Origin of the sequence: Glaciihabitans sp. UYNi722 (genome assembly GCF_040549465.1) — a bacterium.
GTDB lineage: Bacteria > Actinomycetota > Actinomycetes > Actinomycetales > Microbacteriaceae > Lacisediminihabitans.
The window spans coordinates 66720-92380 of the sequence record NZ_JBEPTL010000005.1; the positions used below are offsets into that span (position 1 = coordinate 66720).

25 protein-coding genes and 2 pseudogenes are annotated in these 25661 nt (G+C 62.9%); 15 read left to right on the top strand and 12 right to left on the bottom strand.

Annotated elements, in window-relative coordinates; all coding sequences use genetic code 11:
- Positions 1-25: 25 nt before the first annotated feature.
- The 7 genes and pseudogenes from ABIB56_RS05075 (at position 26) to ABIB56_RS05105 (ending at position 6838) form a co-directional block, all read left to right on the top strand.
- Positions 26-883: a DUF4097 family beta strand repeat-containing protein gene (locus ABIB56_RS05075; protein WP_354567916.1), complete on the top strand. Its 858-nt coding sequence runs from the start codon at positions 26-28 to the stop codon at positions 881-883.
- A 69-nt stretch (positions 884-952) separates the two neighbouring features.
- Positions 953-1933, top strand: coding sequence for an ATP-binding cassette domain-containing protein (locus tag ABIB56_RS05080; protein ID WP_354567917.1), 981 nt, complete (start codon positions 953-955; stop codon positions 1931-1933).
- Positions 1930-2766, top strand: a complete 837-nt coding sequence (locus ABIB56_RS05085; RefSeq protein WP_354567919.1) for an ABC transporter permease — start codon at positions 1930-1932, stop codon at positions 2764-2766. Before ABIB56_RS05080 ends, ABIB56_RS05085 begins: the two co-directional genes overlap by 4 nt.
- A gap of 463 nt (positions 2767-3229) precedes the next feature.
- The gene (locus ABIB56_RS05090) at positions 3230-4333 is read left to right on the top strand and encodes an ABC transporter substrate-binding protein (RefSeq protein ID WP_502917562.1); all 1104 of its coding nucleotides are present in this window, start codon (positions 3230-3232) and stop codon (positions 4331-4333) included.
- A gap of 94 nt (positions 4334-4427) precedes the next feature.
- A pseudogene (locus ABIB56_RS05095) lies at positions 4428-5027 on the top strand (carbohydrate ABC transporter permease); the annotation flags it as partial.
- A 220-nt stretch (positions 5028-5247) separates the two neighbouring features.
- The gene (locus ABIB56_RS05100; RefSeq protein WP_354567921.1) at positions 5248-6153 is read left to right on the top strand and encodes a carbohydrate ABC transporter permease; all 906 of its coding nucleotides are present in this window, start codon (positions 5248-5250) and stop codon (positions 6151-6153) included.
- Between the two features lies 1 nt (position 6154).
- On the top strand, positions 6155-6838 hold the full coding sequence (locus ABIB56_RS05105; protein ID WP_354567922.1) for an alpha/beta fold hydrolase: 684 nt from the start codon (positions 6155-6157) through the stop codon (positions 6836-6838).
- A gap of 22 nt (positions 6839-6860) precedes the next feature.
- Here the strand turns inward: ABIB56_RS05105 and ABIB56_RS05110 are convergent, their stop codons facing one another.
- The 3 genes from ABIB56_RS05110 to hisD (ABIB56_RS05120) are packed head-to-tail and all read right to left on the bottom strand — an operon-like array spanning position 6861 to position 9687.
- Positions 6861-7598 (bottom strand): HpcH/HpaI aldolase family protein, encoded by a 738-nt coding sequence (locus ABIB56_RS05110; RefSeq protein ID WP_354567924.1) that lies wholly within the window; start codon positions 7596-7598, stop codon positions 6861-6863.
- 5 nt (positions 7599-7603) lie between these two features.
- Positions 7604-8362, bottom strand: coding sequence for an SDR family NAD(P)-dependent oxidoreductase (locus tag ABIB56_RS05115; RefSeq protein ID WP_354567925.1), 759 nt, complete (start codon positions 8360-8362; stop codon positions 7604-7606).
- Positions 8359-9687 (bottom strand): histidinol dehydrogenase, encoded by a 1329-nt coding sequence (gene hisD, locus ABIB56_RS05120; RefSeq protein WP_354567926.1) that lies wholly within the window; start codon positions 9685-9687, stop codon positions 8359-8361. Before hisD (ABIB56_RS05120) ends, ABIB56_RS05115 begins: the two co-directional genes overlap by 4 nt.
- A 90-nt stretch (positions 9688-9777) precedes the next feature.
- Between hisD (ABIB56_RS05120) and ABIB56_RS05125 the strand changes: the two genes are divergently transcribed.
- The 4 genes from ABIB56_RS05125 (at position 9778) to ABIB56_RS05140 (ending at position 13888) form a co-directional block, all read left to right on the top strand.
- Positions 9778-10782 carry a LacI family DNA-binding transcriptional regulator gene (locus tag ABIB56_RS05125; protein WP_354567927.1) on the top strand — a complete coding sequence of 335 codons (1005 nt, stop codon included), beginning with the start codon at positions 9778-9780 and terminating at the stop codon, positions 10780-10782.
- Positions 10783-10901: 119 nt separating this feature from the next.
- Positions 10902-11882, top strand: coding sequence for a nuclear transport factor 2 family protein (locus tag ABIB56_RS05130; RefSeq protein WP_354567928.1), 981 nt, complete (start codon positions 10902-10904; stop codon positions 11880-11882).
- Positions 11883-11910: 28 nt separating this feature from the next.
- Entirely contained in the window at positions 11911-13062 is a 1152-nt protein-coding gene (locus ABIB56_RS05135; RefSeq protein ID WP_354567930.1) for a cupin domain-containing protein, read from the top strand.
- A gap of 22 nt (positions 13063-13084) precedes the next feature.
- A complete protein-coding gene (locus ABIB56_RS05140; RefSeq protein ID WP_354567932.1) occupies positions 13085-13888 on the top strand; it encodes a nitrilase-related carbon-nitrogen hydrolase in 804 nt (267 codons plus the stop codon).
- An 18-nt stretch (positions 13889-13906) separates the two neighbouring features.
- On the opposite strand, the gene ABIB56_RS05145 is transcribed toward ABIB56_RS05140, so the two are convergent.
- A complete protein-coding gene (locus tag ABIB56_RS05145; protein ID WP_354567933.1) occupies positions 13907-14833 on the bottom strand; it encodes a LysR family transcriptional regulator in 927 nt (308 codons plus the stop codon).
- Between the two features lie 79 nt (positions 14834-14912).
- Between ABIB56_RS05145 and hisD (ABIB56_RS05150) the strand changes: the two genes are divergently transcribed.
- Positions 14913-16244, top strand: a complete 1332-nt coding sequence (gene hisD, locus ABIB56_RS05150; RefSeq protein ID WP_354567935.1) for a histidinol dehydrogenase — start codon at positions 14913-14915, stop codon at positions 16242-16244.
- A 154-nt stretch (positions 16245-16398) separates the two neighbouring features.
- Positions 16399-18084: a glycoside hydrolase family 13 protein gene (locus ABIB56_RS05155; protein WP_354567936.1), complete on the top strand. Its 1686-nt coding sequence runs from the start codon at positions 16399-16401 to the stop codon at positions 18082-18084.
- Between the two features lie 498 nt (positions 18085-18582).
- Here the strand turns inward: ABIB56_RS05155 and ABIB56_RS05160 are convergent, their stop codons facing one another.
- The 5 genes and pseudogenes from ABIB56_RS05160 to ABIB56_RS05180 all read right to left on the bottom strand — a co-directional run.
- Entirely contained in the window at positions 18583-19308 is a 726-nt protein-coding gene (locus ABIB56_RS05160; protein ID WP_354567937.1) for an SDR family NAD(P)-dependent oxidoreductase, read from the bottom strand.
- A 121-nt stretch (positions 19309-19429) separates the two neighbouring features.
- Positions 19430-20218 carry an SDR family NAD(P)-dependent oxidoreductase gene (locus ABIB56_RS05165; RefSeq protein WP_354567938.1) on the bottom strand — a complete coding sequence of 263 codons (789 nt, stop codon included), beginning with the start codon at positions 20216-20218 and terminating at the stop codon, positions 19430-19432.
- 41 nt (positions 20219-20259) lie between these two features.
- Positions 20260-21216, bottom strand: coding sequence for an alpha/beta hydrolase family protein (locus ABIB56_RS05170; RefSeq protein ID WP_354567939.1), 957 nt, complete (start codon positions 21214-21216; stop codon positions 20260-20262).
- Between the two features lie 112 nt (positions 21217-21328).
- On the bottom strand, positions 21329-21526 hold the full coding sequence (locus tag ABIB56_RS05175) for a Rossmann-fold NAD(P)-binding domain-containing protein (protein WP_354567941.1): 198 nt from the start codon (positions 21524-21526) through the stop codon (positions 21329-21331).
- 148 nt (positions 21527-21674) lie between these two features.
- A pseudogene (locus tag ABIB56_RS05180) lies at positions 21675-22088 on the bottom strand (SDR family NAD(P)-dependent oxidoreductase); the annotation flags it as partial.
- A gap of 80 nt (positions 22089-22168) precedes the next feature.
- Between ABIB56_RS05180 and ABIB56_RS05185 the strand changes: the two are divergent.
- The gene (locus ABIB56_RS05185) at positions 22169-22615 is read left to right on the top strand and encodes a MarR family winged helix-turn-helix transcriptional regulator (protein WP_354567943.1); all 447 of its coding nucleotides are present in this window, start codon (positions 22169-22171) and stop codon (positions 22613-22615) included.
- A 45-nt stretch (positions 22616-22660) separates the two neighbouring features.
- Here the strand turns inward: ABIB56_RS05185 and ABIB56_RS05190 are convergent, their stop codons facing one another.
- A complete protein-coding gene (locus tag ABIB56_RS05190; RefSeq protein ID WP_354567944.1) occupies positions 22661-22972 on the bottom strand; it encodes a DUF2316 family protein in 312 nt (103 codons plus the stop codon).
- 14 nt (positions 22973-22986) lie between these two features.
- Entirely contained in the window at positions 22987-23919 is a 933-nt protein-coding gene (locus tag ABIB56_RS05195) for an aldo/keto reductase (RefSeq protein WP_354567945.1), read from the bottom strand.
- A gap of 17 nt (positions 23920-23936) precedes the next feature.
- Between ABIB56_RS05195 and ABIB56_RS05200 the strand changes: the two genes are divergently transcribed.
- Positions 23937-24623, top strand: a complete 687-nt coding sequence (locus ABIB56_RS05200) for a TetR/AcrR family transcriptional regulator (RefSeq protein WP_354567946.1) — start codon at positions 23937-23939, stop codon at positions 24621-24623.
- Between the two features lie 319 nt (positions 24624-24942).
- On the opposite strand, the gene ABIB56_RS05205 is transcribed toward ABIB56_RS05200, so the two are convergent.
- Positions 24943-25572 carry a C40 family peptidase gene (locus tag ABIB56_RS05205; protein ID WP_354567947.1) on the bottom strand — a complete coding sequence of 210 codons (630 nt, stop codon included), beginning with the start codon at positions 25570-25572 and terminating at the stop codon, positions 24943-24945.
- Positions 25573-25661: the final 89 nt, after the last annotated feature.

The following is a 25661-nucleotide window of genomic DNA, read 5'->3' on the forward strand; positions in this document are numbered from 1 at the left end:
GCCCACAGGAAAGGGAGGCGCCAGCATGCCCACTTACAACACCCCCACCCCGATCGACCTCGCGATGAACATGCAGGTCGGCGCGATCGAGGTCTTCGCCGCCGACCGCACCGACACGGTGGTGACCGTGTCGCCCACCAATCCGACGAAGGCGGTCGACCGCCGCGGCGCCGAGGAGACCAGGGTCGACTTCGACGGCCAGCGGCTGACGATCAATGCCCCGCGGCCGCGCCTCAGCTGGATTGGTCCGACCGAGTCGGTCGACGTGAAGATCGAACTGCCGACGGGGTCGCGATTCACCGCCGAGATAGCGGTTGGCGGCGTGCGCACCACCGGACGCCTCGGTGCCACCCGCATCAAAAGCTCGATGGGTCCCGTGGATGTCGAGACCACCGACGACCTGTGGCTGCGCGCCGGGCACGGCAACGCGACCCTGGGCACTGCCGATGGCGGGATCGAAATCACGGCTGACCACGGCCAGATCCGGATCGGCAGGGTCACCGGCGACGCCATTCTCAAGGCGTCGCACGGCTCCATCATGGTGGGAGAGTCCGGCGGCGACCTCGACGCCAAGCTCTCTTACGGCGACCTCGACATCACGAGGGCGCTTGCCTCCGTTGCAGCCAAGACCGCGTACGGCAGCATCCAGCTGGGAGAGGTCTCGAGCGGCTCCATTCAGGTGGAGAGCGGGTTCGGCGCGGTCACCATCGGCGTGCGGCCTGGCGTTGCGGCCTGGCTTGACCTGTCCTCGAAGGAGGGACATGTGCGCAACCAGCTCGACGGCGACCGCAGCCCCGACGAGTCAGAACAGGCCGTCGCAGTGCACGCCCGCACCCAGTACGGCGACATCAACATCCAGCGCGCCCGCACGGTGGAGCTCTAGAGGATCGCGCCAGCGATTGCGACTACCGGGTTGAAACAACAGTTGGAACAACAGAAGGGAACGACACACATGACCACCACAGCGATCGACGTCCGAGGGCTGCGGAAGTCCTATGGCGATAAGACCGTGCTCGACGGCATCGACCTCAGCGTGAACGCTGGCAGCGTTACCGCACTGCTCGGCCCGAACGGCGCAGGCAAGACGACGACGGTACACATCCTCTCGACGCTCGTGCGGCCCGCCGGCGGCACGGCCTTCGTGAATGGATCCGACGTCGTTCGTGATCAGGACGGCGTCCGCGCCTCCATCGGTCTCACCGGTCAGTTCTCCGCGGTCGACGGCCTGCTCACCGGCGAGGAGAACCTCCTGCTGATGTCACGGCTGCGCCACCTCGGTGCCAAGCGCTCGAAGACGCGGACGGCTGAACTGCTCGAGCAGTTCGACCTCGTCGAAGCCGCCCGCAAGCCGCTCGCCACCTACTCCGGCGGGATGAAACGCCGCCTCGACCTCGCGATGACTCTCGTCGCGGCACCGAGCGTGATCTTCCTCGACGAACCCACCACAGGCCTGGACCCGCGCAGCCGCCACACCATGTGGGACATCGTGCGCGCCCTGGTCGCGGACGGCACGACAGTGCTGCTCACCACCCAGTACCTCGACGAGGCGGACGAACTCGCCGACCGCATCGCGGTGCTCGACGGTGGCCGCATCGTGGCAGAGGGAACGCCTGACGAACTCAAGCGCCTCGTGCCTGGCGGGCACATCCGGCTTCGATTCGCGGATGCCGCAACGCTCGATGCGGCAGCCCGCCTGCTCGACGACTCCACTCGCGACGACGTCGGGCTCGGGCTCAGCGTGCCGAGCGACGGCGGCGTCGGGACCTTGCGCACGATACTCGACCGCCTCGCGGCGGCGAGTCTCGAGGTCGACGATCTCAGCATCCACACTCCGGACCTCGATGACTTCTTCTTCGCCCTCACCGGCCAGCAAGATCAGACCGGCCAGAAGGATCAGCCCGGCCGCGTCGACCGACAAGGAACCGAATCATGACCACCATCACGACCGACCATCCTGCAGCCCCGGCCACTCGCCGACAGTCGCACGTCGTTGCCGACTCGATCACCATGCTGCGCCGCAACCTGCTGCATATGGTGCGCTACCCTGGTCTGTCAGCCTTCACCGTCGGCGGGCCGATAGTGTTCCTTCTTTTGTTCGTGTTCGTGTTCGGTGGCACCCTCGGAGCCGGCCTGCCGGGCGTGGATCCGGCCGGCGGGCAGCAAGCGTACCTGGCGTACGTCATGCCGGGCATCCTCGCGATGACGGTCGCGGGTAGTGCGAGCGGTGCCTCCATCACTGTCGCGATGGACATGACCGAGGGGATCACCGCGCGGTTCCGCACGATGGCGATCTCGCGGGCTGCGGTGCTCGCCGGGCACGTGCTCGGCAATGCCATCCAGGGCCTGATCGCCGTTGTGCTGGTACTCGGGGTCGGCCTCCTGGTCGGCTTCCGCCCCTCAGGCGGGCTCATCGACTGGATCGCCACCGCTGGCGTGATCGCGCTCTTCGCATTCGCGCTCAACTGGCTCGGAGTCGCCATGGGGATGCAGGCGAAGTCGGTCGAGACGGCGAGCAACCTGCCGCTCATCCTGACCTTCCTGCCTCTTCTCGGCAGCGGCTTCGTGCCGACCGGCTCCATGCCGGACTGGCTTCAGTGGTTCGCCCAGTACCAGCCGTTCACGCCGTTCATCGAGTCCGTGCGCGGCCTGCTGCTCGGCACTCCGCTCGACGGGGACGTGTGGTTTGCGACCGGGTGGGCCATCGTGATCGCGGTCGCCGGATACGCCTGGTCGATGGCGCTCTACGAGCGGAAGTCGGTGCGCTGAGTCCGGTTGCGAGATCATCGCGGCCTGGACAGTGATTCAAGGAGTGAGTATCCATTCGAGGCCTCGGACGGCACGCTCAACACTTCAGGCACATTGACTATTCGCGTCGGGGAGTGACTCGGCATGGGGATGAAGGTCGACTCAGGCGGGCAAATATGGTGAAGCCGCCCGGGAATGCGTATGCAATTTTTTCTCGCGCTTCCAACAAAGGCGCACGGAAGACTTCCCTTAGCCCAGTGCATACGTATACGGTATGGCCATGTCAACTTTTAGAAAGCGCGTCTTTGCCCTCATTGTTGTGGGTACCGTCGGCGCACTCGCTCTCACCGGATGCAGCGCAGGCAGCCGCACCGGCAATGCGAATGCCACAAAGGTTACCTGTGACTACACAGCACCCAGTTCCGCGACGACGGTCAACGTCCTCGCCTACAACTCATCCGCTATTGACCCGTTCACCAACACGATGGTGTCGAGCTGCACCAAAGGCAAGGTCACGGTGAAGCACGATCCCATCGACTTCGGCGGTCAGGTCACGAAGACGACCGCGACGCTCGCGGGCGATACCGGCTCTTACGACATCGTCGAGACCTACGGCTTCGTGATTCCCAGTCTGGCGACCGCTAAGAAACTGCGTCCGCTCGACGATCTTTACAAGAAGTACGCGAACGACTACGGCCTGGATAAGATCAGCGCGTCGATGCGAACGGGCATGTCCTTCAATGGCAAGCTTTACGCCCTGCCGATGCAGACACAAATGTTCGTGATGGCCTACCGTGCAGACATCTTCACAAAGCTCGGCCTCAAGGTGCCTACGACCTTCCCCGAGATGACCAAGGCGGCCGATGCGATCAAAGCAGCTGGAGTCATGCAGTATCCGATCGCGCTTCCCTGGCTCGCCACGTCGGACGTCTCAACGAGCTTCCAAGCCGCGATGAATTCGCTCGGCGCCGACTTCGTCACGTCGAACGGAAAGGTGACGTTGAATACCCCTGAGGCGAAGCAGGCTCTTCAGGCGATGAAATCGTTGCAGCCGTATATGGACCCGCAGGTCACCACCTTCGACCAGCCCAAGGTTCAACAGCAGATGTACAACAACACTGCAGCTATGTCGATAATGTTCTCGGGTCGTATGAACGACCTCACGCTTGAGAACAACAGCACCTTGGCCAAATCGTTTGCTTTCGCCGCCCCGCCCAAGGTCAGCGACAACGCCAAGTACGCCTACGACCGCCTGTCGATCGACGGATGGTCGATTCCCTCTAACACAAAACTCGACCCCAAAATGCTCTTCGTGATGATGGCATCGGCCGTCAGCGAAGACGCGTCGAAGGCATCGGTTCCCGCCGCATATCCGGCTCGCGAGGGCATGGTCACCGCGAAGAACTCACCCTACGGCAAGGCGGCGAACGACTCGATCGCAGCGGCGATGCCACCGGTCGTGGCGGCGAACCTGTCCGACGTATCCAACAAGATCCGTCCCATCCTGATGCAGGTCCTGACGGGCGCCGTCTCGGTCGATGTCGGACTGACGCAGATGCAGGCTGCCGGCGAGGCCGTCGCCGGCTGAGTCCCGCAGCAGTATCCGGTGATCCATCATCAATGGAGATGAACCAATGAAGACGCGTGAATTCTGGATGCTCTTTGCACCGAGCTTCCTGGTGATGGGCGGACTTCTCGTCCTCCCTCTCATCCGCACCATCCAGTGGAGCTTCGAGAACGTCCGCTACGGGACGCCCGGAACCTTCGTCGGGCTCGGCAACTACATCGGGGCCCTCACCGATCCGAGGTTCGGCAAGGCCGTCCTCTTCACTGTCGCCGTGACAATTATCACGACGGCGATTCTGCTCGTTCTCGGTTATATCGTCGCGACCGGAATCGATAGGCTCACGAAATCGCGCCCGATTGTGCTGGGGATCCTGCTCGTCTCCTACGTACTCCCGAACCTAGTGGGCGCCGTTGCCTTCTCCTGGTTATTCGACGACAACTTTGGCGGCATCGTCAACAGGTTCATCGGGCTTATGGGCGGAAGCGAGGTGCTGTGGTTCACCGACCAAGTGCCCAACGCCGCCCTCATCATCGCGAACACGGTGTGGCACATGCTGCCGTTCGCGATGCTGATCATTTTGGCTGGCTTGCAGGGCGTGCCGATCGAGCTGCGTGAGTCGGCGAACATCGATGGGGCGTCGCCATTGCAGACGCACCTTAACGTCATCATACCCACGATCCGCGGGGTGCTCGGCTTTGTGACCCTCATCTCGATCATGGATGTGTTGCGCATGTTCGACAACCTGATCCCCCTTTCGCCGCAGGCGGAAACGATCGGAAACGAGTCAATCATGCTCTACGTCTATTCGGTGGCCTTCGCTAATGGGCCCAGCAGCTCGGCCTGGGCAGCGCGATCAACGTGCTCACAATCATCATCATTCTCATCATGCTCATCCCCTTCATCAGGGGGATCTTCAAAGAAGCGAAGGCCCTACGATGACGCTCAACGCACGGTCGCTCTCCACGGGCACGACAGCCACCGCCGATATCGAAGGCAAGGGCCGGAGCCGCAAGAACGGGTCAAAGCGCAAGCCGCCCATCATCACAGGTACCTTGCTCGGGCTCCTCTGCCTGCTGACCCTGAGCCCGATCATCTGGATGACGCTATCGGTGACAAAACCCACAAACGTGGCGTTCGCGAATCCGCCGGTGTTCGGGGGCTACCAGCCCACACTGCAGGCATTCGTCGACCTGTGGGAGACTACTTACTTCGCCGACTACCTGACCAATACCCTCGTGGTGGCCGTAGTCTCGACCGTGATCGCGCTGATTATCGGCATCCCCGCCGCCTATGCTCTCTCGCGGTTCCCGAGCTACGTATCGGCCATCCTGCTAGTACTCGCGCTCATCTTCCGAGCACTGCCCCGCTTCGCCGTGGTGCTGCCGATGTACGACATCAGCCGGGCGCTCGGCATCTACGACAGCACGTTCGCGCTAGCTATAGCACTGGTCGCGATCAACCAACCGTTCACGATCTGGCTTCTCCGAAACTTTTTCGCTGACATTCCGAAAGAACTCGACGAGGCGGCGATGCTCGACGGCTGCACTAGAACTGGGGTGCTGCGCCGAGTGATGATCCCATTGATGGGACCCGGCATCCTTACGGCTGGCATCTTCGTGTTCCTCTTCGCGTTCCAGGAGTACCTAACCGCCCTGGTACTCACCGACACCTCATCAAAGACCGTTCCCGTCTTCATCGCAACGCAACTCGGGCAGACGCTGCCGATGCTGCAACAGTCGGGCGCGGCCGCGCTGCTCCTGACCATCCCAGTGATCTTCATCGCGCTTATCGCCCAAAAATATCTCGTCGCGGGGTTGAGTGACGGCGCCGTCAAGGGGTGAGGTGACGCCGCTCGTTCTTTTGGCCGGCATGAACTGCACGGCCGATCTCTGGGCTGACTGCGGACTCGGCAACACCCTGACGCCCGTGCTCGGCGAGCGGTCGATCAACGCACAGGTCGATCGGCTGCTCGCCGACCTCCCCCCGACTTTCGCCCTCTGTGGGTTGTCCCTCGGGGCCATCGTGGCCATGGCGCTCGTCGCCCGGGTGCCCGAGCGGGTCGAGCGCCTGTGCTTGATGTCGACCAATGCCAAGGGCCCCACGCCTGCGCAGCAGGAATCGTGGAAGGCCTGGGCCGATCGAATCGAAGCAAGCGAGAGTCCCGAAAACCTGCAGGACGAAATCCTCTCCGCGCTCTTGTCGCCCGACGCGCTGGCCCACCGGCCCGACCTCGTGCGGAGGACTCGTCGGATGGGGGCGGCGACGAGGGCCGTGAATCTCAGCGCCCAACTGGCGATGCAGGGCACACGCTCCGATCTGCGGCCGGCACTGCGCCGCATCCAGATCCGGACGCTCGTCGTCTCGGGCACCCGGGACACGATCTGTCCGCCCGAGTCCCATCGTGAAATCGTAGCCGCGATGCCGCGTGCGCGACTCATCTCCGTCGATAGCGGCCACCTGCTACCCCTCGAACGAGCGGATGTCATTGGCGATGTTTTGCGCGCATGGCGCGACGGCGATCCCTGACCGAGGGTTGGCCGCGCCTTAATCAGTCGCGCGGTGCCAGCAACCCCGCCAGGTGCGCCATCAACGATGACGCCAGGTTGTAGACCACGAGCTGCGCCCCGTCGTCAAAAGCCCTGCTCGCGACGGCGGTGGTGTTCACAATATCCATCCGAAGCGCGCCGCCTGATGCGATCGCCGTGTTTACGCGCGCGATTGCCTCGGCGACGGGCAGGTCGGCGGGGCCAGATGACGCGGCCAAATCTGCGGGGCCGATCATCACGCCGTCGAGTCCCGCGGTAGCCACGATGGCGTCCGCCGCCGCCACTCCAGCGGGCGATTCGATCATGCCGATGAGGAGCGTGTTTCTGAGATACCAGTCGCGGTGTTGCGTAGGGTCGGCTCCACCGAACCGACCAGCCCGGCTGTAGGTCGCGAAACCTCGGCTGCCAACCGGCGGATAGTGGGTGGCAGCGACCAGGGCCACGGCGTCGGCGGCGGTGTCTACATGGGGCGCGAGGATACCTTCTGCGCCCTGGTCGAGGGCGCGCAGTATCATGCCCGGATCGTTCGCGCCGACGCGAACAACAACGGGAACCCCGTGGATTGCGGCCACCGCGATGTGCTGGCGGAGCGCCACGATGTCGGCGGGACCGTGCTCGCAGTCGACGAGCACGAAGTCGAAGCCAGCGACGGCTGCCATCTCGACCAGTTCTTCGGCCGGGATCCTCAGCAGGACGCCCAGCAGACGCTCGCCCGACTCGGCCCGCGCGCGTAAAGACACGCGCATCAGGCGACCATCCCCGCAGAGAGGTCGACGTCGGCGCCGGAGAGCCCTGGCATACCGAGCATCGCGACCACGGCCCGGCCAACCTCCTCCTCAGTCACCATCCGACCGAGCGCAGACCGCGAGACGAACGACGCTTCGGCCTCGTCAATCGATGTTCCAGCGCGTTCGGCCTCGAGCCGGAAGTTTCGTTGCATGCGCGCACCGTCAACCGGCCCGGGCGACAACGTGTTCACGTTGACACCGGCCCGCCCCACCTCGAAGGCGAGGGCTGATGTCAACCCGATCACCGCCATCTTGGAGGCGCAGTAAGGCGTGCGATGGGGGAGAGGCCGTTTGCCCGATACCGAGGCAAGGTTGATCACATCTCCCAACCCGCGTTCGACCATGGGCGGCAGGAACGCCTTGCAGAGCAAAAAGACGCCGCGCACATTGACAGTGAAGACGGAGTCCCAATCTTCGACCGAGATTTCGGTGAGCGAGGCGACCGGGCCGGGAACGCCGGCGTTGTTGATCAGGATCGACACTGGTGTGCCGGCGAGGCTTGTCGCCAGCCTGTCGACCGACGCGGGGTCGCTCACATCGCAGGCGATGGATCGTGCCCGGCTGCCGAGGCGGCCCACAACGTCATCGAGCTTGGTAGTGTTGCGGCCAACGACCACGATGTCTGCGCCGGCGACGTGCAGCGCGGTGGCGATAGCTGCTCCGAGGCCGCTTCCGCCACCCGTCACGAGTGCGGTGCGCCCGACGAGCCCGGTCATCGAGCAGGCACTCGTGAGGCGAGGTTCTCCTCAATCCACGGGAAAGTTCGTCCGCTATGCATCCAGGCGCGGACATCTCCCGATCGGGCGTGGCCCTCGAACAACTCGACGCGAGCGGCCCGGCCGCACACCTCGCCGAGCATCGCAGACGACGCGGTGTCCTTAATCTGCTGGAAGGTGACCGTGCGCAGGTACTTGCCCACCCACAGGCCACCCGTGTAACGGGCCGCGCCGAGGGTTGGCAGCACATGGTTCGTGCCGATCACCTTGTCTCCGTACGACACGCAGGTGTTCTCGCCGAGGAACAGGGCGCCATAGTCGTGCATCTTCTCCAGAGCGAGACGCGGTTCCTTCGTGAAGATCTGTACGTGCTCGAATGCGAACAAGTCGGCGAGGGCGTAGGCCTCGTCGATGTCGTCGACGACGATGACCTGGCCCCAGTCGCGCCAGGCTGGCTCGGCGTAGTCCCTCGTCGACATGCCAGGCAGCAGCTGCTCTATGTGCTCTAGCACCTGCTGGCCGAGAGAGCGCGACGTTGTGATGAGAACGGCGGGTGACTCCGGACCGTGCTCGGCCTGCGAGAGCAGGTCTACGGCGGTGAGGAACGGATCGGCCTCATCGTCGGCCACGATCATAATCTCGGTCGGGCCGGCGAACAGGTCGATGCCGACCTCACCGAACAGCTGACGCTTGGCCTCCGCCACGTAGGCGTTGCCGGGGCCCGAGATCATGTTTACCGGCTGCATTGTCTCGGTTCCGAGGGCCATGGCCGCGACGGCCTGAACTCCTCCGAGCACGTAGATCTCATCTGCACCGGCGAGCTTCATGGCCGCAATGGTGGCGGCGGGAATCTCGCCCCGGATGGGCGGGGTGCAGGCGACGACGCGAGGCACGCCAGCGACCTTGGCCGTGATGATCGTCATGTGCGCGGATGCGGTGAGCGGGTATTTACCGCCGGGGATGTAGGCGCCTGCAGCCTGCACCGGCACGTGCTTCTGCCCCAGAAAAACGCCCGGCAGTGTCTCGACCTCGATGTCGACGAGTGAGTCGCGTTGTGCCTGCGCGAAGGCGCGCACCTGCTTCTGCACGAACACGATGTCGTCGATGACCTGCTGGTCGAGCGTCTCCATGATCGCCTCGACCTGGGCATCATCGAGGCGAAAGGCCTCCGGGGACCACGTGTCGAATTGTTCGGAGTACCGACGCACCGCACTGTCACCGTCCTCGCGGATACCGGCAATGATGGACTTCACTCGCTCGGCCACGTCGCTCTGAGTGCTGTCGGTGAACGACTTCGTCGGCGCACTCTTCAGATATAAAGGCATCGCTGCTTCCTTTCGATGTGCATACGTATGCTGTCATTATGCTTTCGTATGCATGGAGGGTCAACCCTCCAATAGACTTCGAGGGTGGGCATGGCCATTACGAGCCGGGACGTCGCGCGACTGGCAGGCGTGTCGCAGCCGACTGTCTCTCGCGCGCTGCGAGACGATCCGCGTGTCTCCGAAATGACCAAGGCCAAGGTGCGTGCTGCAGTCGACCGCCTGGGCTACGTGCCCAGCGAGGCCGGCCGAGCGCTCTCATCCGGCCGCACCCGTCGCATTGGCCTTCTCGTCACCGATCTCGAGAACCAGTTCTACGCGCACATAATCGCCCCGGCGCACCTCCAGCTCGAGCAGCTGGGCTACCAGCTCATGCTGCACACCGAGACGGCAGACAACGAAACGATCGTCGAGAGGCTGATCGCGAACGGCGTCGACGGCGTGATCCTCGCGACCACGACCGTCGATTCGGTGGTGCCGCTTCGGCTTCGAGACCGCGGCCTCCCTTTCGTCTACTTCAACCGCACGGCATCCTTCGCCGACGCCGACGCCACTGTTGTCGAGCCAGCTTCCGGTTTCGCCGCGGCCGCCTCTCGGGCTGTCGCGCTTGGGCATTCCCGCATCGGCGCCATCCTCGGTCCGAGCAACACGAGCACGGCGCAGTCGCGTGAAGTCGCACTTCGCGCGGCGCTGGCGGCGAACGGGCTCGATCTCAGCCCGCATAACATTCGGCGAGGACCGTTCGATACGCGCACAGGAGACGACGCGACGACCTCGCTCCTCGGACAGCTGTCGCCCCCCACTCTTATCTTCTGTGCAAACGACGTCGTGTCGTACGGGGCGCTGAACGCCGCACGCCGACTGGGCGCGGCAGTTCCGGGCGACGTGTCGATCATCGGCTTCGACGACCTACCAGCGGCCTCGTGGCCGATCATCGAGCTGTCGACGATCGCGTACGACCTCACCACGATGGCGCGCGAGGCGGCCCGGCTGATAGCGCGCCGTATCGAGCAGCCCGACGCTCCCGTCTTGCATGTCAAGTACGAGACCTCTTTCGTCGAGCGTCGAACGCTCGCTTTGGCATCCCCCTCAGCCTGATCGCCCACCTCGGACTTGCGCTCCTTGCGTTCGTCCTGTGCATACGCATACACTGCTGATCATCACCGCACCGTTTGAGACACATCAGTGCCTTGGCCACGAACAGAAGGAGCGCGAGCGTGCCTCTCGATCCGGTCGCTTACCAACCGTATGCCGACCCCGACGATTTCATCCGCGAGGTCACCGACCTCATCTGGGTGGATCGCTCGATTAGCTATATCCGCGAGAATTACGAGCCAGACTCCATCGTGCACGGCGGCTATGGAACCTTGGACAACCGCGCCGAGGTGATCGAGGGCACTCTGATGCGCATCTCGGCGACCCCCGACCGCACGGGCCAAGCCGAAGATGTGATTTGGGAAGCACGGGGCGACGATGCGTTCCTCAGCTCGCACCTCGTTCTCTCAGGGCATCTGCGGGCGCCCGAGGTGAGCCGCACGATCGCGAACTGTCTCTACCGCCGAGGCCGCATGGTCGAGGAATGGGTCGTGCGCGACTCCCTCGCCGGTGCCCTTGAACGCGGGGATGATCTCGACGCCCTCGCCCGTGCCCAGGCGTTCCGCGGCTACACCGGATCGTGGTTGGAACCGGCGCCGGTCGATCCGATCGCGCTCGGCGATTCTGGACCCCGGCCCGACGATTACCATTCCGAGGTCGAAACGGTAATCGAGATGATCCAGACGGTCTGGAACGACCGCGACCTGCAGAGGGTCGAATCGTTTTTCAACCGCGACCTTGTGCTGCAGACCGTCGGCAACCGAACGATCATCCGCCCCGAAGGCTACCGACGCGCCCTGCTCCGTTTCCTCGAAGCATTCCCCGCGGGACAGTTCGAGGTGCGCGACATACAAACGAACTATGACGTGCGCTATGCCGGACTCCGGGTGGCCATCACCTGGAAATTTCTCGGCTCGTATAACGGCCAGCCGAACTACGGGCCCATCACCAACAAGCCGGTCGACGTGCTCGGTATGTCCCAGTTCACCTTTCACAAGGGAGTTCTCGTCAAAGAGGTGCGCCTCTGGGACGACATCGCGCTGAGGGCCCAGATCGCCGGCATGCGCGGCGACGAGCCGGTCCGCCCCACCAATATTTACTGACAATCTAGGTACGGAAAGAAGAAGAATAATGCGCACTGATGTGATCATCGATCAGGCCGAAGTGGAACGCCGCACGATTCGCAAGAGCGACTGGGTCCCCTGCAACTCGGCATTCATCGATTGCCGCACCCCGGGATCGGACAGAAAAGAAAACTACGCATTCATCGGGGCGGGGGTCTCTCAGAACGCGAGCCAGGTCGTCAACCTTACCGAGAACCACGGCTTCAACACCGGGGCGGCCGGCATGCCGAACGGAATCTCCAACAACCTCCATCTGCACTTCACCGCAGAGGTCTTCATCAACCTGGGCGGCGAATTCCGGCTGCGCTGGGGCGTCGACGGTAAACAGGGCGAATACATCAGTACCGACGGCGACATCATCTCGATCCCTACCTGGATCTTCCGCGGCTTCACCAATGAGGGCCCGGATGAGGGAATCCTCTACACGGTGCTGGGTCGAGACGCTCCCGGCGGCATCATCTGGGGCCCGTCGGTGCTCAAGGAGGCAGAGTCATACGGCCTGCACCTCACCGCCGACAACCAGCTCATCGACACCGTCGCCGGCGATGTCGTCCCTGAGAACGTTCCGCTCATCACGCCGATGCAGCAGCGCTACATCGACGAGCTCACTGACTATTCGGTCGAGGAGTTGCGCACCCGCGTGGTGCAGACCGGCGACCGCGTCTACAGCCGCAATGCGGTGCTGTGCGCCGCGCTTCCCGGCGGCGGCGGCGAGCTCAGCCTGGTGATCGGCTACGGCATGACACAGGACCGCCGCCAGGTACCGCGCATCCACGAACCACACTCCTTCAACGTCGCCTGGATTCGCGCCGCGGCGGGCGAAGGGCTACTGCGCCACCGCCACGACCGCACGCAGGCGATACTGGTGAAGTCGGGCCGGTGGGAGATCACGCTGAACGGCCACCCGGCGACGACAGTCGAGCTCGGACCGGCAGACTCGTTCTCGGTACCCGAAGGCAGCTGGCGCGAGTTCCGCTGCGTTGAGGCTGGCGAGACGGGCTCGGGCGAGCTTCTCGTGATCAACGGGGGAGACGACCGGGTCTACCTCGACTGGGCCCCCGAGGTTGTGGAGGCGGCCCGCCAAGCCGACTGGATGATCGACCCGAATGGCTACCTCGCTCCCGTCGGAGTAATGGTCACCGCCACCGAAGACGACTGATCCGATCGCCTCGCCACCCGGTATGACCTGGTCACTACGCGTCGCCGCGACCTCGCCTAAGATTCGCCTGGGCGAGGTCGCGAGCAACGTTGAGCGCATCCGGGCTGCGCTCGAAAGTGCCGTCGCCGACGACGCCGAACTCATCGTGCTTCCCGAACTCGCCACCAGCGGCTATGTCTTCACCGAGCGCGGTGAAGCCGCCAAGGCATCCATCGCCCGCGACGACCCCGCGTGGGCCGACCTCGCCTCGGCTCTAGTGCCAGGGGTCACGGCCGTCGTCGGTTATGCCGAACGCGCGGGACAGCACCTCTACAACACAGCCGCGGTGTTCACCCGCGATCGACGAATCGGCGACTACCGCAAATCACACTTGTGGGGTGCCGAGGCCCTGCTATTCGAGAGCGGAGATAGTGCCGGGGCGATCTTCGAGGTTCCCTTCGGCCGCCTGGCCGTTGCCATCTGCTACGACAACGAATTTCCCGAGGTGCCCCGCCGGCTCGCGCTGTGTGGCGCCGACATGCTCGCGCTGCCGGTGAACTGGCCGCGCGTACCGCGACCAGACGGCGAGCGGCCCCCGGAGACCATCCAGGCGATGGCGGCGGCGCGCTCCTCCCGCCTCGCCACGGTCATCGCCGACAGATCGGGCACCGAGCGCGGCGTGGAGTGGACGGAGGGGACCGCGATCATCAACGACGATGGTTGGCTGGCCGCCGTGCCCGATGCATATGGCTGCGCCGTCGCCACTCTCGCCTTTCGTGCGCGCGGGGACAAGTCGCTCCCGCCTCACAACGATCTCTTCGGCGACCGACGGCCCCACTTGTATTGAGAGGTAACGACTGAGCGGTCAGTGCGCTTGCGAGCGACCCACGTGATCGCCGACAGCAGCCAGAAGCGTGCGCTCGGCCAGCTCCGCCAGGCGCTGCGTCGCGGGGGAGAGGTAGGCGCCCTCTCGCTGGGCCAGGGCAATCGTGTCGTAGAGCGGATCCGCGAAGGGCGTCACGTCGATGTCTGACGGAAATGTCGACGACTCAGCGATCGTGCGCGACACGATGGTGTCGGCGGCGCCCGTCGCCACGAGGCTCAGGGCGGTCTCGACGTGCTCGACCTCGATGGCGGGGTCAATAGTGATGCCCTGCACACGGGCGCGCTCGAGCAGTTGCCGGCGGGTGGGATCGCTCCACCCCGCGTAGGCGTCGTAAAGAACGAGCTTCGCCCGGGCCACCTCGCCGATGCTCACGGGGCCATCGCTCGGCGAACGATGGGTGGAAGCGTAGAGCACCTCGTCGCGAAATAGCGGGGTGATGCGCAGGCCAGCCTCGTCCACCGGCAGTACGAGCAGTCCCGCCTCGATCTCGCCCGCGGCGATCGACTCGGCGACGAGCGCGGAGTTGAGACCGACCAGTCGCACCTTCACGTTCGGGTGCTGGCGGTGGAACCGCTGCACCAGGTCGGACAAATCATAGTAGGCGGCGTTGCGCAGCACTCCGAACGTGCAGGTCCCACCTTCGAGGGAGTTGATGGCGGCAATGGTCTCGATGCCGTTGGCTATCGCGCTCAGGGCAAGCTCGGCGTGCTGGCGCAGGGCGGCCGCCGCTTCTGTGGGGGTGAGTCGCCGGGCGCCGCGGGTGAAGAGCCGGACGCCCAACTCGCGCTCCAGCCGAGCCACGAGTTCCGAGACTGACGCCTGGGTCGAATCGAGTTCGACGGCCGCGGCGGTGAAGGAACCGCACCGGAATGCGGCGAGAAACGCCGCGAGCTGGACGATCGTCACAACCCAATGGTAAACCCAATGGCAAGCATCGTATCCACTGGGCTTGTGGTGTAGCAGAGGCCGAGCTTAGCTATCAGTCATGCGATACAGCCCCGCCCTCCTCCAGAGCCTCGAAGGCTCCTTCCGCCACCTCAAGACCCCGCTCATAAATGCTCCAGCCGCACAACGCGACCCGGCCGTCATCGCGACCGTATCGTCCATGCTGTCCGACATCCAGAGCCGTGGCATCGACGCGATTCTCGACTATGCCCGCCGGCTCGACAACTACCAAGGCGGCGACATCCAGCTCAGCGCCGAGCAGATCGCGACGAGCGGCGACCGCCTGCCGGCAGACCTGCGCGAGGCCATCGAGCTGGGATCCGAGCGCACCGCGGCCTTCGCGGCCGAGCAGCGCTCGCATCTCCTCGACTTTGAGACCGAGCTCGTTCCCGGCCTTATCACCGGTGCCCGCTACGTGCCCGTCTCGCGAGTAGGCGCCTACCTTCCCGCCGGTCGCTTCCCCTTGACCGCCAGCGCTTTCATGACCGTGGGCGTTGCTAAGGCGGCCGGTGTTCCCACGGTGATCGCCTGTACGCCACCGCAGCCGAATGGCGGCGCGAACGACGCCGTTGTGTACGCAGCGCATCTTTCTGGCGTCGACAGCGTGTTCGTGCTCGGCGGTGTCCAGGCGCTCGCTGCTATGGTTTATGGCCTGCTGGGGGAGCTTCCCATCGACATGCTGGTGGGGGCCGGCAATGCCTACGTCGCCGAGGCGAAACGTCAGCTCTTCGGTGCCGTTGCGATCGACCTGCTGGCTGGCCCCTCGGAGGTAGCCGTTATCTCCGACGAGACGGCAGATCCCGAGATCGTCGCTGCAGACCTGCTGGGTCAGGCTGAGCACGGTCCTAATTCGCCTGCCGCGCTCGTTACGACGTCGGAGAAGCAGGGTCGAGCTGTGATCGAAGCGGTGGAGCGTCAGCTAGCTGGTCTGGTGACCGAGCCGATCGCCGGTCCGGCTTGGCGCGACTTCGGGGTGGTGACCGTGGCGAACGACCGCGAGACGGCCGTCGCGCTCATGGACGACCTTGCCCCGGAGCACCTTGAGGTTCTGACCGCAGACGACGACTGGTACCACGATGCCCTCCGCAACTACGGATCGATCTTTCTGGGCCATTGGAGCACGGTCGCGTACTCAGATAAGGGTATGGCGGGTACGAACCACGTGCTGCCCACGGCCGGTGGCGCCAAGCACAGCGCCGGGCTCTCGGTGTCGCGCTTCCTCAAGCCGCTCACCTATCAGCGCATCTCCCGTGAGGCCACACCCGAACTCGCAAACGCAGTGCAGATCATCTCCGATTCCGAGGGGATGGCCGCGCACAGCGCCACGGCAACGATGCGTCTCGCCACCTACCGCGATGAGTCTGCAGAGTAGTTAGCCGTGCAGGAGGGCGTGTCGTCGGGGTAGAGCGATGTGAAAGAGGATCGCTGCCCCGCGGTTCGGGTAACCGCACCTCTGTCCACGGCGGTCAGCGCGCTCCAGCTCGTCACTACTGACGGACAGTGGCGCACAGTAATCGAAAGGCACCATGACTAACTTGTCCAATACTGACCCCGACATTGCGGACCGTTCGGATGGAGACGTCTGGTGGCGCCAGGCCGCCGTGTACCAAATTTATCCGCGCTCATTTGCCGATTCGAACGGCGATGGAATCGGTGACCTTGCCGGTGTCACCACAAAGGTGCCGTACCTACATGATCTTGGGGTTGATGCAGTCTGGATCAGCCCATTTTACCCATCGGCATTGGTCGATGGCGGCTACGACGTCGACGATCACCGTAACGTCGACGCCAAACTTGGCACGCTCAGCGATTTTGACGAAATGGTTGCCGCGCTGCATGCTGCGGGTATTCGCCTTATCGTTGACATAGTGCCGAATCACACCTCGAACCGGCACGAGTGGTTTCGAGAGGCGATCGTGTCGCCTAAAGGTTCTGCTGCGCGTGGTCGTTATATATTTCTCGATGGGCTCGGCGAGAACGGGCAGTTGCCGCCCGCCGACTGGACCTCCGTATTTGGCGGTCCAGCATGGGCCGCCGTTGGTGATGGCCAGTGGTACTTGCACTACTTTGCGACAGAGCAGCCCGACCTCAACTGGAAAAACCGGGAGGTGCGCAATGATTTTTTGCGCACTCTGAGGTTCTGGGCGGATCGCGGGGTTGATGGCTTCCGCATTGACGTCGCCCACGGCCTGGCTAAAGAATTGCCGTCGGAATTGCCGTCGCAGGTCGAACTCGATGCTATGCCAAGGGACGGTTTACATCCCTTGTGGGACCGCGACGATGTGCACGCCATCTATGCAGAGTGGCGCGAAGTCTTTAATGCCTATGACCCACCTCGTACAGCAGTCGCTGAGGCATGGGTGGAGTCGTCGCGTCGCGCTCGCTACGCTAGTGCTAAGGGTCTCGGTCAGGCCTTTAACTTTGACCTACTCGAGGCGGACTTCGAAGCCGAGGCGTTCCGACGCATCGTGACATTCAACCTTGAGCTCGCCGCCGAGTCGGGTTCCTCGACAACTTGGGTACTGTCGAACCACGACGTTGTGCGCCACGCGACCCGGTATGGCTTGCCTCCGCTCGAAGGGCGCCCAGTTAAGCAGGGTCGCGAATGGCTACTGGCCGGAGGCGAGGAGCCGATCCTTGATTCCGAGTTGGGCCTGCGTCGGGCCCGTGCCGCTACGCTGTTCGAGCTAGCTTTGCCGGGCTCATCGTACCTATATCAGGGCGAAGAGCTCGGCCTGAACGAAGTCGCCAGAATTCCGGCTTCGAGACGTCAAGACCCTGCGTTCCACCGCAACCCGGGTGCCGATATGGGTCGTGACGGTTGCCGAGTACCGCTGCCTTGGACCGAGACAGGCCCATCGTTCGGCTTTAGTAGTGGCGCTGCGCACTTACCGCAACCCACGTGGTTTAGTCAGCTTTCGGTTGAGGCGCAGGACGTTGACGCCGAGTCCACCCTTTCTCTTTACCGACGTGCGCTTGCTCTGCGACACGAGCTTCAAAGCGAGGAGTCCCTGGAGTGGCTTCAGGGTAGTGCGTCAGGGTTTGCGGATACGGTGCTAGCGTTTCGGCGACCAAACGGATGGGTGTCAATCACCAATTTCGGAGTCTCGCCTGTAATTTTACCGGAGGGTGATTTATTGCTTTCTAGCGCGCCGCTCGACGACGGACTACTTCCAGGCTCAACCACTGCCTGGCTGAGCACGTCCACCTGAGTGACATGAGCGAGTTTGAAGTCATCACCACCACCTTGTCGTCAATCTCAGTGTTGCAACCTGCGTCTAGCCCGCACCAGGTAATCCGAAATCACCGAGAGGGGAGATTGCCTTCAAGCTGCACCCAGAAGAGGCCCGGAAACACGGAGCTTTGCCACCGGAGAGCCTGCACACACGCGGCCATGATCTGTCTGAATCTCATCGGTAGACATCGGCGCGGCGCGCGATCCTGACGATAAAGCAGAGTCGCCGTTTGATCGTCGAGCGAGAACACGCCGCAGTAATCGCCGCGTCGCGCGGAACGAAGGACGTCGAGCTCGTTACGTAGCGGCTTACTCATCCGCTCTGGATTCACCGGGAGCATCATTGTGGCGAACTCGACCACCGCTAACGCTACTTTCGCAGGCAGCCGCTCAAGACCTAGGACCGCACCCAATACAGCACCTTCGTCGTCGCAGCCGCATGAATGGCGGGACCGTTCAAACGGACAGTTGCCGACTAGTTCTTCGTACCGTATTCCTGTTCGATCTCATCGCTCATGTACTGCTCTGCTTTTTCGCTCTCAATGGCCTCCGCGATCTTTTCGGCGACCATCTCTGGTGTATCAGACTGACCGCTACCGCCACCGAACGGTGTGTCCGTGTTGCGGATCGCGTTCTTGCCAAAGTTGGTTTGCGTCGCGCCCGGGTGCATGACGCTCACGATGATGTTCGATTCTGCGAGTTCTTTCCGTGCAGTCAGCATGAGTCCGTTCAGCGCGCACTTTGTGGCTGCGTATGCGCCGATGCCGGGGATCGTCATCTTCGACACTCTCGAGCTGATGTTGAGGATCATCCCGCCACCGTTTTCCCTCATTGAAGGGAGTACGGCTTGTAAAGCGCGGAGCGGACCATAGACGTTGAGATCCATGATCGTCGTGAAGTCCTCGACATTGATCTCAGCAACAGGACCGATGACGCTCTGACCGGCATTGTTGACCAGAACATCGATATGACCGTAGTGGTTCAACGTTTCCTGAATCATGTTCTTGATTGATGCTTCGTCGGTCATGTCAACCGTGACGGCAAACGCGTCTTTCAGCGATGAAGCCAATTCATTGAGCTTGTCCTGCGAACGAGCTGCGACCGCTACTTGTGCACCTCTACTGGCAAGCAACTTCGCCGCTGCCTCACCGATGCCGCTTGATGCCCCTGTTACCACAATCACTTTGCCATCGACATCCATGCATCTTCTCCTTCACATTTCTCATTGCTGGGTCATTGCGTGCGCGAGCGAGCCAACCCATGAGCGAGCCCGCTTGTCTTCCTATAGTGGACTTCCTCGTGGCCTCGCCCGTGCGTTTCCGCTACTCCACTTTCTTCTGATAACGAGTCGCGAGGTGAGGGCTCTGACCGTGGAACGCGTCGACATCCGCGCCAAAGACACGCTCGAGAAGGCTGTAGTCCTCAACGCCGGGAGCGCTGACGACTTCGCCCATTTCAATCCCCGCTAGCGCTGCAATGACGACATCTTCGGCAGCCATTCGCGGTACCGCGGAGAGGTCCATTCCTTGCACTGTGTGGAATTCTGTGGCGACGATGCCGGGGCACACGACGTGGACGTTCACCCCAGTGTCGGCGAGTTCGGCGTGCAGCGTCTGGGCCATGGCGACGGTGTAGGCGAGGGTTCCGGCGTAGATGGCGCGGCGGCCCTGTGGCGGGGATGCGGGTGCCGGTCCGGCGAATGCGATCATGCCAGCGACATTGATGATGGTTCCTGTTCCTCGTTCGATCATCCCGGGCACTGCAGCTCGGGTCAGCATCGTTGGCGCGATGACTTTCACGTGTGTGAGCTCGAGTGCCTTGCTCGCAGGGAGTTCTTCGAAGGGCATGTAGTGGGCGACACCCGCGTTGTTCACCAGCATGCTGACGGGCTGAGACGTGGCAAGGCCAGCAACCCTCTCCACTCCCTCCATCGTGGAGAGGTCGGCGACGACGACCTGCACTTCTACTTCCGGAAGCGACGCTGCCAGGGCGGCGAGGCGATCTCGGCGCCGCCCCACCACGATGAGGTCGTAGCCGTCGGCGGCGAGGCGCTCAGCGAAGGCCTTGCCAATTCCTGAAGAAGCGCCAGTGACGAGTGCAAGTGGGGACATTGAGGTACTCCTGTGTGTGGGGCGGTGTTGTTTGTGAGGGGTTACTTTTTGCTGTGAACGTGGGCGAATGGCGTGGCGGAGTCTTGAACAGCCCTCACTACCTGTTCCCACGCAAGGTCTTGTGGGTAGAGAGAGCTGCGGAGGTAGGCCCAGATCACGGTCCGGAGCAGCGCGACCCGTTCCGGGTTCTCGTCGGTGGTCTCGTCTGCATCGAAGCCTGAGATACCACCGAACAGGTGCTCGGCGCCAGTGACGGTCAGAAGTGTCTTTGGTCCGGGGCTGGCGAGGTAGGCGTCTGAGCGCCAGTCGGATCGTTCGGAGAAGAACGGGCTGTGGTCCTTTCCGCCGACGATGACAAGTACCGGTGGTGTCATCGTGTCGAAGTTGACTGTGCCAAGGGCCGGCATCCGTTCCAGGGCCGCTGCGGCGAGATCGTCCCCGCGTCCGGGAGCTGCGATCATCACCCGAGCTGTGATCCGTTCGTCGAGGAGGTTTACGACGGACCCGTCTGGGGTGGTCGTGGTCATTCCGGAGACCAACCCGACGGTGTGGCCGCCGAGCGAGTGGCCAACGGCCGCGATCCGTGAATGATCTATCCGGCCGGCGAGGCCCGGAACGGTCGCCTCGATGTCACCGAGGTGATCGATGATGTGGCGGATGTCCTCGCCGCGAGACTTCCAAAAGAGCGGCGCGTCTGCCGAGGGAGACAGCGCGAGCATCTTTGAACTCAAGTGGGTTGGCTGGATGACGACGAATCCGTGTGCTGCAAGGAATTCCACGATTGGCCCATAGCCGTACTTCGAGGCGAGGAAGTTCGAGGAGCCGTGGCCATGCGAGAGCACAACCACGGGCAGGGCATCCCCGGTGGCCGGCGCGGAGACTTTCAGCTGTAGCGCTATGGGGCGGCCAGGCACAGGAATGGTCACCGGGTTGAAGGAAACCACTGGCGTCGGGGCGCTGACCGGGAGGCCAGCCGAATAGGTTCTTGGGTCGATCATGAAGAGATCCTTATCTCACGAGGGACGATAATTATCGGCACCTTCACTGGCGGAGATGTGGTCTTCCGAAGGGCAATCAGAGTTGACCATGGGTTTCTTGCTTGCCAGATCTCTACCAAGGGATCGTACCCAGATCTGCATGGGAGAACGTACCGGTTGGCCCATCCGGCCCGATCAGGGCGAGGCGCACTATTTCGCGCGCTCCTTGCTCGACGGTCTCGACTCCTTCGAAGTTGTTGAGGTAAGTCTTGGTGGGTCCCGGGGAGGCGGCATTGACTTTGATTCCTGTCGATTCCAGTTCTATCGCCATAGCGACAGTCATGGCGTTCAGAGCCGTCTTGGACCCGTGATACATCGGGCGGAAGCCGGCACGGTGGGGAAAATCTGGGTTCGAATTGCATTGTTAACGAGCCTGCGCCGCTCGAGACGTTCACAACACGTGCCGCGGGCGCCTCGAGCAGGAGTGGCAGCATCGCCTGGAACACAGCAACAACACCGAAAACATTCGTCTCAAATACCGCGCGCAACTCGTCGAGCGAGACGTTACTCGCCAGATTCGTCTTGTTGAATTCCTCGAGGGTCTCCCCCGGTCGCCGTGAGGTGTGTGAAATACCGGCGTTGTTGACGAGGACGTCGAGGCGGCCAAACTCTGACCGAATGCGGGCGGCCGCTGCGGCAATCGAGGCCTGGTCTGTGACGTCGAGCTGGAGGGCGACGGCATCCGGCCCGATCTGTGTGGCTGCGATCTCGCCACGCGCCAGGTCGCGAGATCCAACCAACCCAATGAACCCTTTGGCCACCAGTTCTTTGGCGACTTGGAGTCCGATTCCCTGATTCGCTCCTGTAATCACAGCAACAGGCTTGTCCGTCATGAAATCTCCTTCTGCATCAAAATGCGGCTACTGGTGATCATCAGCAATCCTGATGATCACACTAGCGTTATAGTTTGACGATGTCGAACGCGCAGAACTCAGAACTGGCGAGCCGCTTGATCTACCTGCTTAAGCGCACGCAGGCGCAGATGGAGAACCTGAACGACCGGGCGCTTGCTCCAATCGGGATCAATAGCCGCGAACTGGCCGTTCTGATCGCAATTGCCGGCGGTGAGCCGACCTCGCAACAGCAACTTGCTGAGCGCCTCGGTGTCGATCGCACCACGATGGTCGCCCTGCTCGATATGTTGGAGGGGAAAGGGATCGTGTCCCGGCACCCCCACTCCGATGACCGACGTCGTAACATCGTCGAACTCACCGACAAGGGCAACAACACATTGGAGAACGGCGTTCTGGCAAGCAATCAAGCCGAGCATACGTTGCTCGGCTCACTCTCGCCCGAGGCGGCAACAGCGCTCAGAGAATCCCTCCGAACGATCGTGAACCATCCGACACGATTGCGATAGGTCCCGCCGTACCGAGTCATTTCCCAACCGCCCCGTGTTGGTAGATCAGGATGCCGGAAACGTATGTCGAGGAGTCTTGCGCATCCGAAACCAGAGTCGAGCCTTGTTCCGAGACTTTTCGGTCAGAACAGTGAACAGCACCGGCCTACTGCCGGCATCACGCACGGCTTGGTCAAGGTAGTCGCGCAACTGCCACACCTCCACCGGGTCGGCCTGCCCGTCAACTGCCAGACATGAGCTCAGTCGCGGCTCACTAAAGCCGAGGTCGGTGGCGGCTTGCGTCGCGGTCAGCCCCGACAGTGACAGGTTGCGTGTCAACTCTTCGCTGGTTCTGTTCATCTCTTCTGTGTTCAACACTTGTCGGACTCCCCTCAGCCAAGCGGAACGTCTGCAGAGCGGGACGGCACTGCGCCAAGCGCGACGAGGCTTTCTTCATCAAGGGCGAGCGAGCCTGCGGCGACGTTCGCCTCGAGGTGGCTGATATCTGCCGTGCCGGGGATGAGCAGCACTTCGGGGGAGTGTTGGAGAAGCCAGGCAAGGCCGACCTGCGACGGAGTGCAGCCGAGAGTCTCGGCTACGGCGCGAACGGTGGGCGCTTCTGTCACCTTCGGCATTCCGGGAAAGGCGCTGCCGAGTGGAAAGTAAGGCACCCAGGCGATGCCCTCGGAGGCGCAGAGAGCCAGCATGTCCTCGTCGGCGCGTGCAACCAGACTGTAGGCGTTCTGGACGCAGACGATCCCGGCCGGGATGGCTCGGCGCAGCCCGTCAAGGTCTGCACTGCTCAGGCCGATCGCGTCGATCATTCCTTCATCGCGCATGGCTACCATTTCCGCGAGCTGGTCATCGAGGTCGACGACCTGGTCTCCGTCGGCGCGAAGCCCTGGGCCGCTGTCGAGGCGCCTCAGGTTGACCACGGCCAGTCGATCCACACCAAGACTGCGCAAATTCGCTTCGACGCTGGCTCGCAACTGCTCAGGACGCTGCGCCGGCCGAAGAGGGATGGGGCCAGAGGCGGGATCCGCTCCGACCTTGCTCACCACGACCACACCGTCTTCAGGATGAATCGACTCCCGGATGAGTCCGTTGACAAACCCGTCACCGTAAAACTCGGCGGTGTCAACGTGGTCGACGCCGAGTTCTACGGCTCGGCGCAGCAGGGCGATAGCGGCCGGACGGTCTCCGTGCAGGCGTTCGAGTTGCATGGCGCCGTAGCCCACTCGAGAAACGCTGCGGTCACCGAGTTGTCCGGCGCCGCCCGCGCGCGGTGCGCCGGTGGCGGTAGTCGAGGAGGGGTTGGAAGTCAATTTTTTCTCCTACTGATGTGCGAAGATCGATCAAACGGAGGTTCCTCCGTCCTTCAACGATAGCACTTAACGGAGGTACCTCCATTTCGAGTCCCGCTGACGCTAGATCTCCTGATCCGCAGCTTGAGAAAGCGAAGAAATCTCCTCCCCTTCGCGCTGATGCTCTACGAAATCGCGAAAAACTGATTGCGACCGCGCAAGCCGCCTTCGCCTCCGCAGACGATTCCGTTCCCCTCGAGTCGATCGCGCGGGACGCCGAGCTCGGCATCGGCACACTGTATCGCCACTTCCCTACTCGCGAGGCTCTCATCGAGTCCGTATATTCGGCCGAACTGGATCAGCTAATTTCCCACTCACTCCAGCGGTCGATTACCTTGCCGGCCGACGTCGCGCTGCGTGAGTGGATGAACCGATACGCCCAATTCGCCGAACATAAACGTGGAATTATCAATACCCTTCGAGCAGGCTGGGCCACGGGAAGGATGGCGACGCCGACAACACGCGAGCGTATAACCGCCGTGATCGCTTCGTACCTGGAAGAAGGTGCGCGCTCGGGCACACTGCGCACGAACATCCCGGCTGACGACGTCACGACGATGCTGCTAGGAATTTTTCTCTCGACCGGGTCAACTGGTGCCGAAGCACAGATCCACCGGCTGCTAGATCTGCTCGTTGACTCGCTGCGACCTCGGCCCACCGGCTAACGGATGGCACCGACCGCTCGAGGACTCGGCTAGTTGGGCACACCAACCTACGGGACCCAACATACGAGCTCGAAAACCTTGCTTGGACCTCTAGAAACCCCCGAGAGCTTTCAACTCCCAGAGAGGTCGGCCACATCGTGTTGAACTCGCCGCTAGGCCGGACCGTCTGGGGATACCCTCAAGCCCCCATCGGTATCGACCCGTTCGCGGACGGGCCGTCGCGTTAACCAGTATTTGCCCATCAATCCAGTATGCGACTTCGGAAGCGGTCCTGCCTGGTGGAGTGGTCTAACTGGGTGTAGCGTTCTGCGAAAAGAGGCTAGACCTTCAGGCGGATGAACTGCGGGCTGCCCCAGAGACTGCCCACATGCTCGACGTAGCGGCCCCAGTTGGGCGAGTTGTACATGCCGCCAGCGCCGTCGTAGATTCCGATGTGCTGCCCCGGCCAGTAGACCAGGTCTCCCGCAACCGCCTGCGCCTGGCCGATCTGCACGCCGAGACGAGCTTGATGGTCGGCGCCGCGCGGCAGGCTGATGCCGAAGCCGGCGAACACGTATTGGGTGTAACCGTCGCAGGAGAAACTCGTGGTTGGGCTGTTTCCCATGCCGTAGGGAACGACCCCGACGAACTGTGCGGCGTAGGCGATAAGTGCGGCGCCACTGTAAGCCTGCGCGGGCGGCGCGATGCCGGTGTACCTATTAATTGACTTCACCGAAGCGAATGACGCAGTCCTGGCGACAATCACCGGCTGCGGAGCGGTCACCGCATAACCATCCCGGGTCGGCGCGGACACCGTCACCGTCGAGGCAAGAGCGACCGTCTGCACGTCGGTCGACTGGGGCTGTGCAACCTCTGTCGTCTGCACGCTCGCATAGGCGGGAATGGCGATCGTCGCGACAAGTGCCCCGGCGCCAAGAATGGCTCCGAGCTTCGCGGGTAGAGAAGGCATCCGATCAGAGTAGTGGACTATAGGCCAAAAGTCTCATTTGGATAACGGGCGAGCCGCACAGCCGGTCTATTTGACCCGTTTCTGCCCTG